This is a genomic window from Staphylococcus sp. Z5-21 (genome assembly GCF_056529615.1).
The window spans coordinates 1,497,539-1,517,108 of the sequence record NZ_CP096462.1 but is presented as its reverse complement, the minus strand read 5'-3'; the positions used below and the strand labels follow the sequence as shown (position 1 = coordinate 1,517,108).

Here is a 19,570-nt window from a genome sequence, read left to right as displayed (position 1 = left end):
TGCACTTATGGAAAGGGTTTGAACACTATGAAGACTAAAAAGTTAACATTAACAGCAATTTTTATTGCTATAAATGTTGTGTTAAGCAGTATAATTGTGATTCCACTAGGTCCTATAAAAGCAGCACCTATGCAGCATTTAATTAACGTACTTTGCGCTGTATTTGTAGGTCCTTGGTTTGGACTTGCTCAAGCTTTCATTTCATCAATCTTGCGCATGATTTTTGGTACCGGTAGTTTCTTTGCCTTTCCAGGTAGTATGATTGGTGTATTACTCGCTAGTGGTTTTTATTATTATAGAAAGCACCTATTTATGGCAGCTGTGGGAGAAGTGATTGGCACTGGAATTATCGGTAGCATCATGTGTATACCACTTGCTTGGGTCCTTGGTTTTTCAAATCTTGCAATTAAACCATTAATGCTCGCTTTTATTGTTTCAAGTGTAATTGGGGCAATTATTAGTTATATCATTTTAATGATATTGAAGCGAAAAGGCATTTTAAAACGCTACTTATAAAACACTATTATTATGAGATTGAGACATATTATTTTAATCAATAAGTAAATTTATGAAGTTAACTTGTAATCGTTAAGGTCATTTATTACTTAAAGATAAAATAAAGTGTCTTAATCTCTTTTGTTATATATGGGAGTTGGATTATGAAATCTCTATTAGAAAATTTGATTTCTGTCCCGCTCCCATTGAATTTTTAATATGATGAGAAATGTTTAAATTTAATAAACAGGCGTAAATTGAAAACTTATGTTAAAATTTAAGAGTTAAATTAGCTAGAAAAGCTAAAAATAGTGTGGTTATTAAAACAAATTTCAAACAATATAACGAGATAGTAAAATGATATTAGATGTAAGTACATCTCTTATAATCAATGTAGGATGAGATGCAAAAAGACAAAACTTACTTTCTATGACTAAATCAATGAACTAAGTGAAAATAAGAAAAATAAAAGGATTGTGAAATATATTTATGACAAACCAAACCCCAATGATGCAGCAATATTTAAAAATAAAATCACAATATCAAGATTGCCTATTGTTTTTTAGATTGGGTGACTTCTATGAAATGTTTTTTGAAGATGCTAAAGTAGCATCGAGAGTACTAGAAATTACTTTGACAAAACGTGATGCAAAAAAAGAAGACCCGATTCCAATGTGTGGTGTGCCATATCATTCAGCTGATGGCTACATTGAGACATTAATAAGTAACGGTTATAAAGTAGCCATTTGTGAACAAATGGAAGACCCTAGACAAACTAAAGGCATGGTTCGACGTGAAGTTGTTCGTATTGTCACCCCTGGTACAGTAATGGGTCAAGGCGGTGTAGATGAAAAACAAAACAATTATATTCTGAGTTTTATTCAAAGTGCATCAATGTATGCATTGAGTTATTGTGATGTTTCAACAGGTGAATTAAAAGTAACTCATTTTGAAGATGAAGCAACTTTAATTAATGAAATTACGACAATAAATCCAAATGAGATTGTTGTTAAAGAAGCCATTGGTGAATCGCTAAAACGACAAATTAGTCTAACGACAGAGACTATCACGGTGCTTCCAGATATTTCTGATGTAAAATATGATGTTAATACAACGAATGATAGCCATTTATATCACGTAACACAATTATTATTAGATTATATTTATCATACGCAAAAAAGAGATCTTTCTCATATTGAATCTGTGATTACATATGAAGCAGTAGACTTTATGAAAATGGACTTTTACGCAAAACGTAATCTTGAATTAACAGAAAGTATACGTTTAAAATCAAAAAAAGGAACGTTACTTTGGCTAATGGATGAAACGAAAACACCTATGGGTGCCAGACGTTTAAAACAATGGATCGATAGACCGCTTATTCAAAAAAAGCAAATTGAATCACGTCTTGATACAGTAGATCAATTTATCAATCATTTTATTGAGAGAGATACATTGAGAGGCTATTTAAATCAAGTGTATGATATTGAACGTCTAGTTGGTCGTGTGAGTTACGGCAATGTTAACGCACGTGATTTAATTCAGCTAAAACATTCTATTTCAGAAATACCCAATATAAAAAATCTCTTACAAGCTTTTGATGAACAAATGACAGCACAGTTTGAGGCGTTAGAACCACTAGATGATTTGCTGAATTTATTAGAAGAAAGTTTAAAAGAAGAACCACCCATTTCAGTTAAAGAAGGCGGTTTATTTAAAACTGGATTTAATGAAACGCTTGATAGCTATTTAGAAGCTTCAAAAAATGGAAAAAATTGGTTAGCAGAATTACAAACAAAAGAAAGACAACGAACTGGAATTAAGTCATTAAAAATTAGTTTTAATAAGGTTTTTGGTTATTTCATAGAAATTACTAGAGCTAATTTACAAGGGTTTGATCCCACTGAATTTGGATATCATAGAAAGCAAACACTTTCAAATGCAGAACGTTTCATTACCGATGAATTAAAAGAGAAAGAAGATATCATTCTAGGTGCAGAAGATAAAGCTATTGAATTAGAATATCAATTGTTTGTGCAACTTAGAGAACAAATTAAAGCATATACGGAAAGATTACAAAAACAAGCAAAAGTAATCTCTGAACTGGATTGCCTGCAGAGTTTTGCTGAAATAGCTCAAAAATATAATTATGCTCGCCCGACTTTTAGTGAAGATAAGACATTAGAACTTGTTAATTCACGACACCCAGTTGTAGAACGGGTTATGGATCATAATGATTATGTGCCTAACGATTGTGAATTAGATAAGGAAACGTTTATATATTTAATTACTGGCCCTAATATGTCGGGTAAATCAACATATATGAGACAAGTCGCAATTATTAGTATCATGGCTCAAATGGGTGCTTATGTACCATGTGAATCGGCAATATTACCTGTGTTTGACCAGATTTTCACTAGAATAGGTGCAGCGGATGATTTAGTTTCTGGGAAAAGTACTTTCATGGTAGAAATGTTAGAAGCTCAAAAAGCACTTGCACATGCTACAGAACACAGTTTAATCATATTTGATGAAATCGGTAGGGGTACATCGACATACGATGGTTTGGCTTTAGCTCAAGCAATGATTGAATATGTCGCACATACGTCGCATGCTAAGACTTTATTCTCAACACATTATCATGAATTAACTACGCTAGATCAATCATTGGCATGTTTGAAAAATGTGCATGTTGCTGCAAATGAATACAATGGTGAATTGATTTTCTTACACAAAGTTAAAGATGGCGCCGTAGATGATAGTTACGGTATACAAGTAGCTAAATTAGCGCATTTACCAGAGGAAGTGATTAATCGAGCGCAAGTGATATTGGATGCATTTGAACAATTGAATAATCAAACAAACAATAAGAATACCATGAATCATGTTGATATTCCTACTGATAAAAATCTAAATGCTTCAAGTGATGAAGTGACAGAAACAAAAGCTACGTATTATGTTGATAATGAACAGTCAGCTGCAACACAACATGCAAAAAGTGATGGACAATTTGAGCAAGCTGCCTTTGATTTATTTGATTCTCCTGCAAAACAAAGTGAAATAGAAAATGAAATTAAAACATTAAATTTATCAAATATGACGCCAATTGAAGCATTAGTAAAACTAAGTGAATTACAAAAACAATTGAAATAGAGGTGAAGTCATATGGGTAAAATTAAAGAACTACAGACATCCTTAGCGAATAAAATTGCTGCTGGCGAAGTTGTAGAACGACCTGGATCAGTAGTGAAGGAATTGTTAGAAAATGCGATTGATGCCCAAGCGACTGAAATCAATATAGAAGTTGAACAATCCGGCGTAGCATCTATACGAGTTGTGGATAATGGCACAGGTATCCACATAGACGATTTAGGCCTCGTCTTCCACAGACATGCTACGAGTAAATTGGATGCAGATGATGACTTATTCCATATACGTACACTCGGTTTCCGAGGTGAAGCTTTAGCAAGTATCTCTTCAGTAGCAAAGGTTACATTAAGTACATGTACAGATAATGAAGAAGGACAACAGATTTATGTGGAAAATGGTGAAATATTAGATCAAAAACCTGCTAAAGCGAAACGTGGTACAGATATCTTAGTAGAATCGTTATTCTATAATACGCCAGCGCGTTTGAAATATATTAAGAGTTTGTATACGGAATTAGGCAAAATTACAGATATTGTTAATCGTATGGCAATGAGTCATCCAGATATTCGTATTTCATTAATATCAGATGGCAAAACGATTATGAAAACAAATGGTTCGGGCCGTACAAATGAAGTAATGTCAGAAATTTATGGTATGAAAGTGGCAAAAGATTTAGTGCATATTTCTGGTGACACGAGCGATTATCATTTAGAAGGTTTTGTTGCAAAACCAGAACATTCACGTAGTAACAAACATTATATATCGATTTTTATCAATGGGAGATATATTAAAAATTTCTTGTTAAATAAAGCCATTTTAGAAGGTTATCACACCTTGCTCATGATAGGTCGTTACCCAATATGCTATATCAATATTGAGATGGATCCAATTCTAGTTGATGTCAACGTTCATCCGACTAAATTAGAAGTAAGACTGTCCAAAGAGGATCAATTATTTAATTTAATAGTTGAAAAAATACGTGAAGCTTTTAAAGATCGTATTTTAATTCCGCAAAATGATATGGATAAAATTACCAAAAAGAATAAAGTGTTGGATCAATTTGAGCAACAGAAATTAGATTTTGAAAAGAAACAACAACAAGAGAATCATTCACAACCTGTAAATAGCCATGATGAAGATGAAAAGAATGACGACAAAGCATATCATTCCAGTCAAACTCATTACGAACCTACAGATTATATACTGAAAGAGGAAAACACCACATCAGTTTCTACATCGCTTAATAGTGATGATGACTATACCCAAACGCAAAAATCTGTTTTATATGATTTAGAAAATGAAAATCAATCTGAATTTATAAATGAAGCTGATTTTGATTCAGATATAAGCAATCACTCAGATTATGATATTAAAGGAAGTGTCAGTAAAGACCCTTCACGTCGTGTGCCTTATATGGAAGTGGTCGGACAAGTTCATGGCACATACATTATCGCTCAAAATGAAAATGGTATGTATATGATTGATCAACATGCGGCACAAGAACGTATCAAATATGAATATTTTAGAGAGAAAATTGGTGAAGTGACGAATGAAATTCAAAATTTGTTAATTCCGTTAACTTTCCACTTTTCAACTGATGAATTAATGATTATTAATCAGCACAAAGAAGAGTTAGATAAAGTAGGCGTTCATCTTGAACCATTTGGGGGTAATGACTATATTGTAGATAGTTATCCGGTTTGGTTTCCCACAGCTGAAGCAGAAGAAATTATAAAAGATATGATTGAATATGTTTTAGAGCATAAGAAAGTAAATGTAAAAAAAATTAGAGAAGACGCTGCCATAATGATGAGTTGCAAAAAATCAATTAAAGCAAATCACTATTTAAAAAATAATGAAATGGCAGATCTAGTCAACCAATTGAGAGAAACTGAAGATCCTTTTACTTGTCCACATGGTAGACCAATTATTATTAATTTCTCAAACTACGAATTAGAAAGATTGTTCAAAAGAACTATCTAGGAGGTAAGTGGATGAAACCATATATTTTACCAGCAATTAGATCAATGAAAGATTTAGAAAAAATGACGCAAACAGATTATAAAGAATGCGTATTGCTCGATACACATATTGGTCATATTAAAAGTATAATGGATTTATTAAATAAGCATCACATTGAAACATATATGCATATTGATTTAATTAAGGGCATGAGTCACGATGAATTTGCCTGTGAATATATTATTCAAAATTATCATCCTAAAGGTATTGTCTCTACTAAGACTAAAGTGATCAACAAAGCCAAAGCATTGAATACGACGACTGTGTTCCGTGTTTTTGTATTAGATAGTCATGCATTACGTAGAAGTATTGAATTAATCAAACGTGTAGAACCAGACTATGTTGAAGTATTACCGGGAGTTGCAACTAAAGCAATACAAATTATCAACGAGGAAACGAACACGTCTGTAATTGCAGGTGGATTAATCAATACGGTAGAAGAAGTTGATATCGCAGTTAAAAATGGTGCTAAATATATAACGACAAGTGATCGCCATTTATGGTAACCATCATGAAGAAAACATCAATTCTATTTAAACAAAATTTAAGATAAAAGCTAGGCTAGCCAAACACAGAGATAATATTGCTATTTGACAAAGATATTAGCGATACTCTGTTAGCGCTAGCCTTTTTTTCTGATATTGTTAAAGGATTCAATATATATGTTATGATTAGTGAAATTTTATTAGATTGTGTTAAGGGGTGATTTGATGATTAAACCAAAACAATTAAAGCGTGGCGATACGGTAGCAATTGTTTCTTTATCATCAGGACTAGCTGGTGAAACTGACATGTTATGGCGTACGTATCAAGGTATTAATCGATTGAAATATGTATTTGGTTTAAATGTGAAGGTAATGCCAAATGCTTTAAAAGGAAGAACTTATATTAGCCAACATCCCGAAGCGCGGGCTGAAGATTTTAATAATGCCGTTAAAGATCCCACAATAAAGGGTATTATCAGCTGTATTGGTGGTGATGATGCTATTAAAATATTGCCATTTGTGAATCTAGAAGCACTACGGGAGCACCCAAAAATTTTTTCGGGCTATTCTGATTCAACCACGGTTCATATGATGTTTTATAAAATGGGTGTTGTCAGTTTTTATGGGCCTGCATTACTGACAGATTTTGCAGAAAATATTGCTATGGACGATTATACGGTTCGAGATATAGAGAAATTTTGGTTTAATACTAATATAATAGGTGAGATTCTTTCAGCAAAGTATATTAGACCATTTGGATTAGCGTGGTATATAGAAAATAAAATGATTGCTAGACAAACGATACAACAACAAGGTTATGAGTTGATTCAAGGATATGGTATTCAACAAGGACACTTAATTGGTGGGAATTTGGAAACATTAACAAGTTTAATAAACACGGACTTATTTCCAAATAAGACAGATTTTGAAGATGCTATTATATTTTTAGAAACATCTGAAGATACACCAGATCCTCAAGCATTTGAAGCGATGTTGGTCCAATTAATTCAACAAGATGCATTAAAACAGTGCAATGGAATGATTATAGGTAAACCATTTGATAATGTGTATTACACAGCTTATAAAGAAAAAATATTAGATGTATTGAAACAATACAATTACACGAATATACCAGTATTATACAACATGTCTTTTGGTCATAATGAGCCTAAGCACATGCTACCGTATGGTTTACAAGCAAAAATAGATTGTAATAAAAAACAATTTAAAATCAAGGAAAATGCTGTCAATACCACTTGAAATGTGACAAGATTTTTACAAAAAGATTGACAACGCTTACAAAATCGGTGTAAGATGAACACAAGTTAATAAATAGAACAGAGATGGGAGATTTCTACAGTAATTAAACCGGTGGTTCGCAACTGGCTATAATTGTAGGAATCTCTCTATCTTTTTTTAGGAGGAGTCTCTATGAGTGTGTATTTTGCTGAATTTTTGGGAACAGCAATACTAGTATTATTTGGGGGTGGCGTTTGTGCCAACGTCAATTTGAAAAAAAGTGCCGGTAACGGTGCAGATTGGATTGTTATTGCATTAGGTTGGGGGCTTGCAGTTTCAATGGGTGTATATGCGGTTGGAAATATTTCCGGAGCGCATTTAAATCCCGCAGTTACATTAGCGTTTGCTATGGACGGCGCGTTAAGTTGGAGTATGGTACCAGGCTATATCGTTTGTCAAATGCTCGGCGGTATTTTCGGTGGTGTTTTAGTTTGGTTAATGTATTTAGCACATTGGAAACAAACAGAAGATCAAGGCGCAAAATTAGGTGTATTCTCTACAGCACCAGCAATTAAAAATTATTTTGCCAATTTTTTAAGTGAAATCATTGGTACTGCTACACTTACTTTAGGATTACTATTTATTGGGATGAATAAAATTGCTGATGGATTAAATCCATTAATCGTTGGCGGTTTAATTGTAGCGATTGGTTTAAGTTTAGGTGGACCAACTGGCTATGCCATTAATCCCGCGCGTGATTTAGGACCTCGTATTGCACATGCGATATTACCAATTGCTGGGAAAGGGAAATCTAATTGGAGCTATGCGATTGTGCCAGTTTTAGGCCCAATTACTGGAGGAATGATTGGTGCAGTCATTTATAGATTATTCTATAAAGGCGCGTTTGATACAATGTCAGTTGTAGCGATTGTATTACTAATTGTTACTATTGCGCTTGGTGTAGTGTTAAATAAAGCTAAAAGTGCAAAAGGTATCGAATCTGTATATTGATTAAGTTTTAAACAGTCCTGTTTATAAGTTAAACTATAAGTAGGCTTTATATTATAACAATTTATGATTTAGATTAATGTTTGTAAAAATGAATATATGGCAATGTGTATAATAACGTGTAAAAACGAGTTACATATATATAGCCGCGATAAACGAGATAAGAGGGAGATTTTAATTATGGAAAAATATATTTTATCAATTGACCAAGGAACAACAAGTTCAAGAGCAATTCTTTTTGATAAAGAAGGTAAAATTAAAGGTGTCGCACAACGTGAATTCAAACAATTCTTTCCAAAATCTGGTTGGGTAGAACATGATGCTAATGAAATTTGGACATCTGTTTTAGCTGTTATGGCAGAAGTATTAAATGAAAGCAATGTAGGAGCAGAACAAATTGCTAGTATTGGTATCACAAACCAACGTGAAACAACAGTTGTGTGGGATAAACATACGTCACGTCCTATATATCATGCAATTGTATGGCAATCTCGTCAAACACAAGGTATTTGTCAAGACTTAAAAGAACAAGGCCTTGAAGATAAATTCCGCAATAAAACTGGTTTGCTTTTAGATCCTTATTTTGCAGGTACAAAAGTGAAATGGATTTTAGATAATGTGGAAGGTGCAAGAGAAAAAGCAGATAACGGTGATTTATTATTTGGTACGATTGATTCATGGCTTGTTTGGAAATTATCAGGTGGACAAGCGCATATTACAGATTATACAAATGCAAGTCGTACATTAATTTATAATATTTATGATTTAGAATGGGATCAAGAATTATTAGATATTTTAGAAATTCCTAATACAATGTTACCTGAAGTCAAAGCATCAAGTGAAGTTTATGCACACACAATTGATTATCATTTCTTTGGTGAAGAAGTACCTATTTCAGGTATTGCTGGCGACCAACAAGCAGCATTATTCGGACAAGCTTGTTTCGACCGTGGAGATGTAAAAAATACTTACGGTACGGGTGGATTCATGTTGATGAATACAGGTGAAGAAGCTGTTTCATCTAAGAGTGGTTTATTAACTACGATTGCTTATGGTTTGGACGGTAAAGTGAATTATGCTTTAGAAGGTTCAATATTTGTTTCAGGTTCTGCAATTCAATGGCTAAGAGATGGATTAAGAATGATTAATTCAGCGCCACAATCTGAAAATTATGCTGAACGTATTGAATCAACAGAGGGTGTATATGTCGTGCCTGCATTTGTAGGTCTTGGTACACCATACTGGGACGCAGATGCACGTGGTGCAATCTTTGGATTAACACGCGGTACAGAAAAAGAGCATTTCATCCGTGCAACATTGGAATCACTTTGTTACCAAACACGTGATGTATTAGAAGCAATGGAAAAAGATTCTGGCATCAAAGTAAATAATTTACGTGTTGATGGTGGCGCGGTAAAAAATAATTTTATTATGCAATTCCAAGCTGATTTATTAGACGTAGGTGTTGAGCGTCCAGAAATTAATGAAACAACAGCATTAGGTGCAGCGTACTTAGCAGGTTTAGCTGTAGGTTTCTGGGATAGTAAAGATGAAATTGCTAATCGTTGGAACTTAGAAAAAGAATTCCAACCAGATATGATTGAAAAAGATAGAGAAAGATTTTATAAAGGTTGGAAGAAAGCTGTAGAAGCAACACAAGTATTTAAATTAGAAGATGAGTAAAAAATTAGACTTAATATTGTTATATATGCTACAATACGGGTAAGTTAATAATATCGAGATGAGAAATGAGAGATTCAATTCGTACAATTATATATGTATGGGATTAATCTCTCTTTTTTTAATACTTTAGGAGGCGCTTGTTTATTATGAGTTTATCAACGTTGAAAAGAGAACAAATAAAAAAAGATTTAAAAGATCAAGAATTTGATGTCGTTATCATTGGCGGAGGTATCACTGGTGCTGGTATTGCTTTAGATGCAAGTGAAAGAGGTATGAAAGTTGCACTTGTTGAAATGCAAGACTTTGCACAAGGAACAAGCTCACGTTCTACGAAATTGGTACATGGTGGGTTACGTTACTTAAAACAACTTCAAGTTGGAGTGGTAGCTGAAACTGGTCGTGAACGTGCGATTGTTTATGAAAATGGACCGCATGTTACTACACCAGAACGTATGCTTTTACCAATGCATAAAGGCGGTTCAATGGGCAAATTCACTACTTCTATTGGATTAGCAATGTATGATAGATTAGCAGGTGTTAAGAAAGCTGAACGTAAAACAATGTTAAATGCTAAAGAAACATTAGAAAAAGAACCATTAGTTAAAAAAGCTGGTCTAAAAGGTGGCGGTTCTTATGTTGAATATCGTACAGATGACGCGCGTCTAACTATTGAAGTTATGAAACGTGCAGAAGAAAAAGGTGCGAAAGTTATTAATCATACAAAATCAGTACATTTCACTTATGATTCAAATGAAAAAGTCAACGGTATACAAGTTGAAGATCAAATCAATAATGAAACGTATCCAATCAAAGCTAAAAAAGTCATTAATGCAAGTGGCCCATGGGTAGATGAAGTTCGCAGTGGAGACTATGCACGTAACAATAAACAATTACGTTTAACAAAAGGTGTTCACATTGTTATTGATCAATCTAAATTCCCATTAGGTCAAGCAGTTTATTTCGATACTGAAAAAGATGGACGTATGATTTTCGCTATTCCTCGTGAAGGTAAAGCATATGTTGGTACGACTGATACGTTCTATGACAACAATAAAACTTCACCATTAGCTAACCAAGAAGATAGAGACTATCTCATCGATGCTATTAATTACATGTTCCCAGATGTAAATGTAGCTGATGAAGATATTGAATCTTCATGGGCAGGTGTCAGACCGTTAATCTTAGAAGAAGGTAAAGATCCATCTGAAATTTCACGTAAAGATGAAGTATGGGAAGGTAAATCTGGTTTATTAACAATTGCCGGTGGTAAATTAACTGGTTATCGTCATATGGCACTTGAAATTGTGGATTTACTATCTAAACGCTTGAAATCAGAATTCGGTCTTAAATTTGATAAATGTGCGACGAAACACTTAACTATCTCAGGAGGAGATGTTGGTGGTAGTGCGAACTTCGATAAGTTTATTGAACAAAAAGTTGAAGAAGCAAAATCTTATCAAATTGATGAGTCAACTGCACGTCACTTTGCTTCAAAATACGGTTCAAATGCTGAAGAACTATTCAAGATTGCACAAACAGCACAATATCAAGAAACTGGTTTACCTTTAGACATTTATACTGAATTAGTTTATTCAATCCAAAACGAAATGGTATATCGTCCAACAGACTTCTTTATTCGTCGTACAGGTAAACTATACTTCAAAATTGATGACGTCTTAAATTATAAAGAACAAGTTATTGATGTCATGGCTGGCTTATTAGGATACACAAATATTGAAAAAGAAGCTTATACAAAAGAATTACAAATTGCAATTGATGAAGCACAAACTGGTAATCATCAACCAGCAGTAAAAGAATAATTAAAGTACTTTTTCAATAATATAATTTAAATAGAAATAGCTGCTAACTTTGCGAGGTTGGCAGCTGTTTTTTTAACCCAAAATGGTAATTTAAAGCATGATTAAAATTTGAAAATACTTTTATTAAAACAATGTTTGTATATACTGAGCTGATTGCGTACTATTTGATAACATGCTCATTTGAAGGTATATTGTATAATATACAAAAATATAAGTCGTAAAGTATGGGAGGCCTATAACATGAGTAAAAATGAATTTAAAATTACAGTTGCAGATGGCACAATGATAGAAGTTAAATTGAATAAAGCTAAAAAAACAACTATCGGTGTCGTGCATATACTTCATGGAATGGCAGAGCATATGGATCGATATGATCAGCTTGTGGAATCATTAAACCAACAAGGTTATGATGTGTTACGACATAATCATCGGGGCCATGGCAAAGATATAAATGAAGATGAACGTGGACAAATTGATGACCTGTCTCAAGTTGCGGAAGATGCATATGAAATTGCTGAAACGGTGTGTTCACATTATCTACATATCCCATATATTATTATAGGACATTCAATGGGATCAATTGTGGGACGTATATTCGCTCAAAGATATCCAGATGCAGCTCAAGGTATGATATTAACCGGAACAACGCAATATCCAACCTTTTTGAACATTTCCATTTGTACATTACTAAAAATAATTACATTGGTGTTAGGAAAACATCGTAGATTAGATTGGTTAAACAAAATAATGTATAAATCGTTTAATAAAAATATTAATAACCAAAAAACGACAAGTGACTGGCTCTCTAGTGATGCGAATGAAGTAGAACAATTTATAAAAGATCCATATACAGGATTTTTAGTCTCAAATCAGTTGATTTATCAAGTTATGAAACAAATGGTATCAACAAGTCGAATGAAAAATATAAAACAAATGAACGCCAATCTTCCTGTATTGTTAATTTCAGGTAAAGATGATCCTCTAGGAGACTATGGTAAAGGGATTAGGAAACTGGGTAGATTATATAAAAAAGCAGGTATTAAACATATCACAGTACAACTGTATAAAAATAAAAGACATGAAGTACTTTTTGAAAAAGGCTATGTTGAAACATGGCATCATATGTATGAATGGATAGAAAAACAAATTTTAAAAAAGAAAAAGTAAATAGCAAATAAATAAAGAGAGATGATACACGTGGAAAACGACAAGCCCTTTATAGTTGTTCTTGTTGGACCAACTGCAGTAGGTAAGACTGAATTTAGTATTGAATTGGCCAAAAAATATAACGGTGAAATTATCAGTGGAGATTCAATGCAAGTTTATAAAAATATGGACATCGGCACAGCAAAAATAACACTTGATGAGATGTCTGGCATACCACATCATATGATAGACATATTAGAACCCGATGAACCTTTTTCGGCTTATGAATTCAAAAACAGAGCACAAAAATTAATCAAAGAAATTACTCATAGAGGCCGTGTGCCAATCATTGTAGGTGGCACAGGTTTATACATACAATCACTTATTTATGATTATGCCTTCGAAGATGAAACTATTTCAGAAGCGCATAGCGAAAGTGTAGAAACGCAGCTAGCGGAACTTGATCAACTATCAAATGATGAATTACATCAGTATTTGGCATCGTTTGATGAAATTTCTGCGCAAGATATTCATCCCAATAATCGAAAAAGAGTTAGACGTGCTATACAATATTATTTAAAAACAAAAAAACTTTTGAGTTCACGTAAGAAAGTACAACAATTTACAGAAAATTATGATACATTATTATTAGGGATAGAAATGTCGCGTGACATATTATATCAAAGAATTAATAGACGTGTTGATATAATGTTGGAACGTGGATTATTAAGTGAAGTGAAACAACTCGTTGAAAATGGTTATGAAACAAGTCAAAGTATGCAAGCAATTGGCTATAAAGAGATTGTACCCGTTATTAACGGACAAATTAGTCTAGATGAGGCAACTAATAAATTAAAGCAACATTCTAGAAATTATGCTAAACGACAAATGACTTGGTTTAAGAACAAATTAGACGTCTTGTGGTTAGATAGAGAGAAAATGTCACTTTCACTAATGTTAGATGAAGTTTCAGTCCAAATACAGAAAAGGAGAACATAAAATGAATACAACAGAAAACATCCAAGACAAATTCCTAGGACAATTTAAGGCTGATCAAACAAAAATAATTGTATTTTTAGTGAATGGTTTTCAAATGAAAGGTACGATTGAAGATTACGATAAATACATCGTATGTCTATTATCTCAAGGAAAACAACACCTTATTTATAAGCACGCCATAAGTACCTTCACTATTGACGAAGCAGCCACAACTGAAGAAAGTTAATTTACATTTAAAAATTATGAAAAATACTTAAGTAAAACCGAGGTTGGAACAAATAAATGTTTCAACCTCGGTTTTTTGTATTAAAAAGCATTGCCGTGTTTAAGTAAGGATACGACAATGCTTTTTAATATCATATATAAAATTGTATTTTCAGTTATAGTAATGCTTCAATTTCTGATTCCAATTGACTTGGTTTTTTCTGTGGTGAAAAACGTTGAACCACATCGCCATTTTTATCCACTAAAAATTTAGTGAAATTCCATTTTATTTTTTCATTGAAAAATCCATTTTGAGCTTCAGTTAAAAATTTAAATAGAGGATGTTGTTGTTCACCTTTAACATCAATTTTTTCATGCATTGGGAAAGAAACACCGTAATTGATTTTACAGTTTTGAGTAGCTTCCTCACCTGTACCAGGTTCTTGGCCACCAAATTGATTACAAGGGAATCCTAAAATGATGAAATCTTGATCTTTATACTTATCATATAATGCTTGTAGCCCTTCAAATTGTGGTGTAAATCCACATTCACTAGCCGTGTTTACAATTAACATCACTTTGTTTTTATAAGCATCTAATTTATAAGCATCTCCATTTGGTTTTTGCACTTCTATGTCGTAAATAGTCATAATACTTCACCTCTTTTTATTAATTTAACATAATTTAAGTTTATAGTCTTTATTTTGGCACTATGATAGAATGGCAAAGAATACTTTGAAAAGAGGTGCATGTTATGACCCAACAACAAACATATACAACGGAACAGAGTTTAGAAACAGCAATATTAGTTGGAGTACATGCTCAAACGGATGAAGACTTTAACTTTGAGTCAACAATGGAAGAATTAGCGTCTTTATCTCAGACATGCCAATTAAACGTAAAAGCACAGTTTAGCCAAAATAGAACTAACGTAGACAATAAATTTTATGTTGGTAAAGGTAAATTGGATGAAATTAAAGCATATGTTGAATTTCATGACATAGACGTTGTTGTAGCCAATGATGAGCTTACAACTGCACAATCCAAAACTTTAAATGGTAATTTAAACGTCAAAATAATTGATAGAACGCAGCTTATATTAGAAATATTTGCTCTACGCGCACGTAGTAAAGAAGGTAAACTACAAGTAGAATTAGCGCAATTAGATTATCTTATGCCCAGATTGCAGGGTCATGGCCGAAGTTTGTCTCGACTAGGTGGCGGCATCGGAACAAGAGGTCCTGGTGAAACGAAATTAGAAATGGACCGTAGACACATCAGAACGAGAATGAATGAGATTAAACACCAATTAGAAACGGTAGTAGAACACCGTGAACGCTATCGTAATAAAAGAGAACAAAATCATGTATTTCAAGTAGCATTGGTAGGTTATACTAATGCTGGGAAATCGTCTTGGTTTAATGCATTAGCAAAGGAATCTACTTATGAAAAAAAACTGCTTTTCGCCACACTTGATCCCAAAACGAGACAGATACAGATAAACGACGGCTTTAATCTCATCATTTCAGATACAGTAGGATTTATTCAAAAACTACCAACAACGCTTATAGCGGCTTTTAAATCAACTTTAGAAGAAGCAAAAAATGCAGATTTATTATTACATGTTGTCGATAGTAGTCATCCTGAATATCGCGCGCAATATGATACCGTTAATCAAATTGTAAATGATTTAGATATGGGACAAATACCTCAGGCCATCATTTTTAACAAGAAAGATTTGCATGATGGCTCATTACCAGCTACAAACAAACCTCATGTATTTGTTTCTAGTAAAGATGAAAAAGATATAGAGAAAGTAAAATCATTGTTATTTAATCAAATTAAACAAGTGCTTACTTATTATGAAGAAAGTGTACCGAGTGCAAATGCAGATCGCTTATACTTTTTAAAACAACATACGCTGATATCAGAATTAGTATTTGACGAGATAAATGCTAATTATCAAGTTAAAGGATACAAAAAAGAATAGAAGGAAGTTATGAAAATGAAAGAGATGAAACAACTGATTGCGGACACAGAGGCTACATTAGCGCCATATTTTAAAGCAATAGAAGAAACCGCCTTTGTTAATCAGGAAAAAGTACTTAATGCGTTTCATGAAGTGAAAGCTACTGAAAGTGATTTACAAGGGACGACAGGTTACGGGTATGATGATTTTGGTAGAGATCATCTTGAAGAAATTTATGCACACACGTTTAAAGCAGAAGATGCTTTAGTTAGACCTCAAATCATCTCTGGTACACATGCAATCACGATTGCGCTGCAAAGTACTTTGAAACATGGTGATGAGTTATTATATATCACTGGCAATCCTTATGATACTTTATTAGAGGTCATTGGTATCAATGGCAATGGTATTGAAAGTCTTAAAGAACATGGCGTCCAATATAATAAAGTGGATTTGAAACATGGTGATATAGATATAGAAACGGTAATGCAACAAATTCATAGTCGAACAAAAGTCATCGCTATCCAACGTTCCAAAGGCTATGACCAACGTCCTTCTATCAATTTAAATTTAATCGAAAAGGCCATACAACAAATTAAGGCGCAATATCCAGAAATCATTATTTTTGTCGATAATTGCTATGGTGAATTTGTAGAAGAACGTGAACCTATTGAATGTGGAGCGGATTTAATTGCAGGCTCATTAATTAAAAATCCAGGTGGCGGTTTAGCAAAAATCGGCGGTTATATTGCAGGAAAAAAAGATTTAATTGCACGTTGTGGTTATCGTCTAACTGCGCCTGGTATAGGTAAAGAAGCAGGTGCATCACTCAATTCGTTACAAGAAATGTATCAAGGGTTCTTTTTGGCACCACATGTTGTTAGTCAAAGTTTGAAAGGGGCTTTATTTACAAGTCTTCTTCTAGAGAAGATGGATATGCGAACAAGTCCAAGATACGATGAAGCGCGAACAGATTTAATTCAAACGGTTTCTTTTGAGAATAAAGAACAAATGATTCAGTTTTGTCAAAGTATACAACAAGCCTCTCCCATTAATGCACATTTCAGTCCTGAGCCAGCTTATATGCCAGGATATGAAGACGATGTAATCATGGCGGCAGGGACATTTGTACAAGGATCTTCTATTGAACTTTCTGCTGATGGGCCAATTAGACCGCCATTTGAAGCCTATGTTCAAGGCGGATTAACATATGAACACGTAAAATTAGCTGTCTCAAGAGCAGCGAGAAATCTAAAATCACAACAATTGATTTGATTTTTGAATGAACTTCCATATATGTTTTGTAAAAAGAGATAGTATATACATGCTATTTTAATTTATAATCCCATATATATGGATTTTTTTTGAATAAATTTAAGGAATTTTCTAAAAATTATAGATTTAAGACGACGAATTAACAGATGAAAGTAGTCATATCAAGGGATGAGAACTTCATGTTAGAAAACCTTACATATCTTTGAATTAATCTGATTATTATGCTAAATTTATTACAAGTTCAAAAGTAGAGGTGATCGGATTGAAGTCAAATGATACATTACGACGAAGTATGCCCGTTTTCCCTATGAGTGTTGTAACAAAATTAAGTGAATTGTCTGCTAGGCAAATTCGTTATTATGAAACACATGAACTCGTTAAGCCACAACGATCAGAAGGAAACAAAAGACTTTTTTCATTAAATGATTTAGAACGCTTACTTGAAATTAAGAAGTTAATTGAAAAAGGGTTCAATATTAAAGGTATTAAACAAATTATTAATGATGAACAAGATCACCTTACTGATGATGAACAAGAGACAAGAAAACAAATGATAGTTGAAGCTACACAGAAACCACAGCGAGAAGCAATTCCAATAAATCGTGGTGACTTATCACGTTTTATTAAATAAAAATACGGGGGACATATATTATGCCAAAACGTTCATTTACAAAAGAAGATATTCATAAGTTTGCTAAAGAGGAAAATGTAAGATACTTACGACTACAATTTACAGATATATTAGGCGTTATTAAAAACGTTGAAGTACCAGTAAGTCAATTAGAGAAAGTATTAGATAACGAAATGATGTTTGACGGATCTTCAATTGAAGGGTTCGTACGTATTGAAGAATCTGATATGTACTTATATCCAGATTTAGATACTTGGGTTATTTTCCCATGGACTGCTGGTCAAGGAAAAGTTGCACGACTTATTTGTGATATTTACAAAACAGATGGTACACCATTTGAAGGGGATCCACGTGCAAACTTAAAACGTGTCTTAAATGATATGAGAGAATTAGGTTTTTCTGAATTGAACTTAGGACCTGAACCAGAATTCTTCTTATTCAAATTAGATGAAAAAGGAGAGCCAACATTAGAATTAAATGATGATGGTGGTTACTTTGACCTTGCACCAACGGATTTAGGTGAAAATTGTCGTCGTGATATTGTATTAGAATTAGAAGATATGGGCTTTGATATTGAAGCGAGTCACCATGAAGTTGCACCTGGACAACATGAAATTGATTTCAAATATGCAGATGCAATTACAGCATGTGATAATATTCAAACATTTAAGCTTGTAGTTAAAACAATTGCGCGTCAACATAACTTACATGCAACATTTATGCCAAAACCATTATTTGGCGTTAACGGAAGCGGTATGCATTTTAATATGTCATTATTCAAAGGTAAAGAGAATGCGTTCTTTGATCCAAATGGTGATATGCAAATGACTAAAGATGCTTTCCATTTCGTAGCAGGTATCTTAAAAAATGCACGTGGATTTACAGGCGTATGTAATCCATTAGTTAACTCATATAAACGTCTTGTTCCTGGCTATGAAGCACCGTGTTATATTGCATGGAGTGGTAAGAACCGTTCACCATTAATTCGTGTGCCATCATCTCGTGGACTATCAACACGTGTTGAGGTGCGTTCAGTAGACCCGGCTGCCAATCCTTACTTAGCATTAGCAGCAATATTACAAGCTGGCTTAGATGGTATTAAAAATAAACTTGAAGTACCAGAACCAGTGAATCAAAATATCTATGAAATGAACCGTGAAGAACGTGAAGCGGTTGGTATACAAGATTTACCTTCAACTTTATATACTGCAATTAAAGCAATGAGAGACAACGAACCAATCAAACAAGCACTTGGTAATCACATCTATCACCAATTTATTAACTCTAAATCAATTGAGTGGGATTACTACAGAACTCAAGTTTCTGAATGGGAAAGAGAACAATACATCAAGCTTTACTAGGTGCTAAACAAAGGGGTTAAACACTAGGAATATAAGCAATCCATTTATTCTTTATGAATAGATTGGGTTGCTTTTTTGCGCCC

At 33.4% G+C, this 19,570-nt stretch carries 15 protein-coding genes and 1 pseudogene; 15 read left to right on the top strand and 1 reads right to left on the bottom strand.

Translation table 11 applies throughout. From position 1 onward, the window contains the following. Positions 1-27 precede the first annotated feature (27 nt). The 11 genes and pseudogenes from thiW (at position 28) to hfq (ending at position 14,273) form a co-directional block, all read left to right on the top strand. On the top strand, positions 28-516 hold the full coding sequence (gene thiW / locus M1D64_RS07490) for an energy coupling factor transporter S component ThiW (protein WP_002483424.1): 489 nt from the start codon (positions 28-30) through the stop codon (positions 514-516). A gap of 468 nt (positions 517-984) precedes the next feature. Beyond that, positions 985-3,352: pseudogene (gene mutS, locus M1D64_RS07485) on the top strand (DNA mismatch repair protein MutS); the annotation flags it as partial. A 308-nt stretch (positions 3,353-3,660) separates the two neighbouring features. Continuing rightward, complete coding sequence (gene mutL, locus M1D64_RS07480; RefSeq protein ID WP_069821944.1) at positions 3,661-5,628, top strand: DNA mismatch repair endonuclease MutL; 1,968 nt, start codon at positions 3,661-3,663, stop codon at positions 5,626-5,628. Between the two features lie 11 nt (positions 5,629-5,639). Beyond that, complete coding sequence (locus tag M1D64_RS07475) at positions 5,640-6,173, top strand: glycerol-3-phosphate responsive antiterminator (RefSeq protein WP_002483421.1); 534 nt, start codon at positions 5,640-5,642, stop codon at positions 6,171-6,173. 204 nt (positions 6,174-6,377) lie between these two features. Continuing rightward, positions 6,378-7,412, top strand: a complete 1,035-nt coding sequence (locus tag M1D64_RS07470) for a S66 family peptidase (RefSeq protein ID WP_069821945.1) — start codon at positions 6,378-6,380, stop codon at positions 7,410-7,412. A gap of 171 nt (positions 7,413-7,583) precedes the next feature. Next, entirely contained in the window at positions 7,584-8,402 is an 819-nt protein-coding gene (locus M1D64_RS07465; protein ID WP_002483419.1) for an MIP/aquaporin family protein, read from the top strand. A gap of 177 nt (positions 8,403-8,579) precedes the next feature. Continuing rightward, on the top strand, positions 8,580-10,082 hold the full coding sequence (gene glpK, locus M1D64_RS07460) for a glycerol kinase GlpK (RefSeq protein ID WP_002483418.1): 1,503 nt from the start codon (positions 8,580-8,582) through the stop codon (positions 10,080-10,082). Between the two features lie 146 nt (positions 10,083-10,228). Further along, positions 10,229-11,902 carry a glycerol-3-phosphate dehydrogenase/oxidase gene (locus tag M1D64_RS07455; RefSeq protein WP_002483417.1) on the top strand — a complete coding sequence of 558 codons (1,674 nt, stop codon included), beginning with the start codon at positions 10,229-10,231 and terminating at the stop codon, positions 11,900-11,902. A 240-nt stretch (positions 11,903-12,142) separates the two neighbouring features. Continuing rightward, entirely contained in the window at positions 12,143-13,069 is a 927-nt protein-coding gene (locus M1D64_RS07450; protein ID WP_069838008.1) for an alpha/beta hydrolase, read from the top strand. A gap of 21 nt (positions 13,070-13,090) precedes the next feature. After that, the gene (gene miaA / locus M1D64_RS07445; protein ID WP_069821947.1) at positions 13,091-14,047 is read left to right on the top strand and encodes a tRNA (adenosine(37)-N6)-dimethylallyltransferase MiaA; all 957 of its coding nucleotides are present in this window, start codon (positions 13,091-13,093) and stop codon (positions 14,045-14,047) included. A gap of 1 nt (position 14,048) precedes the next feature. After that, positions 14,049-14,273 carry an RNA chaperone Hfq gene (gene hfq, locus M1D64_RS07440; RefSeq protein ID WP_002483414.1) on the top strand — a complete coding sequence of 75 codons (225 nt, stop codon included), beginning with the start codon at positions 14,049-14,051 and terminating at the stop codon, positions 14,271-14,273. A 154-nt stretch (positions 14,274-14,427) separates the two neighbouring features. Here the strand turns inward: hfq and M1D64_RS07435 are convergent, their stop codons facing one another. Beyond that, a complete protein-coding gene (locus M1D64_RS07435; protein ID WP_370445200.1) occupies positions 14,428-14,904 on the bottom strand; it encodes a glutathione peroxidase in 477 nt (158 codons plus the stop codon). A 101-nt stretch (positions 14,905-15,005) separates the two neighbouring features. On the opposite strand from M1D64_RS07435, the gene hflX reads away from it, so the two are divergent. The 4 genes from hflX to glnA all read left to right on the top strand — a co-directional run bounded on the left by hflX (position 15,006) and on the right by glnA (position 19,487). Next, on the top strand, positions 15,006-16,241 hold the full coding sequence (gene hflX, locus M1D64_RS07430) for a GTPase HflX (RefSeq protein ID WP_047503666.1): 1,236 nt from the start codon (positions 15,006-15,008) through the stop codon (positions 16,239-16,241). A 15-nt stretch (positions 16,242-16,256) separates the two neighbouring features. Then, positions 16,257-17,495 carry a methionine gamma-lyase family protein gene (locus tag M1D64_RS07425; RefSeq protein ID WP_069821948.1) on the top strand — a complete coding sequence of 413 codons (1,239 nt, stop codon included), beginning with the start codon at positions 16,257-16,259 and terminating at the stop codon, positions 17,493-17,495. Between the two features lie 262 nt (positions 17,496-17,757). Then, complete coding sequence (locus M1D64_RS07420; RefSeq protein WP_041080483.1) at positions 17,758-18,126, top strand: MerR family transcriptional regulator; 369 nt, start codon at positions 17,758-17,760, stop codon at positions 18,124-18,126. Positions 18,127-18,146: 20 nt separating this feature from the next. Next, positions 18,147-19,487: a type I glutamate--ammonia ligase gene (glnA, locus tag M1D64_RS07415; RefSeq protein WP_002483409.1), complete on the top strand. Its 1,341-nt coding sequence runs from the start codon at positions 18,147-18,149 to the stop codon at positions 19,485-19,487. The last annotated feature ends 83 nt before the right edge of the window (positions 19,488-19,570 follow it).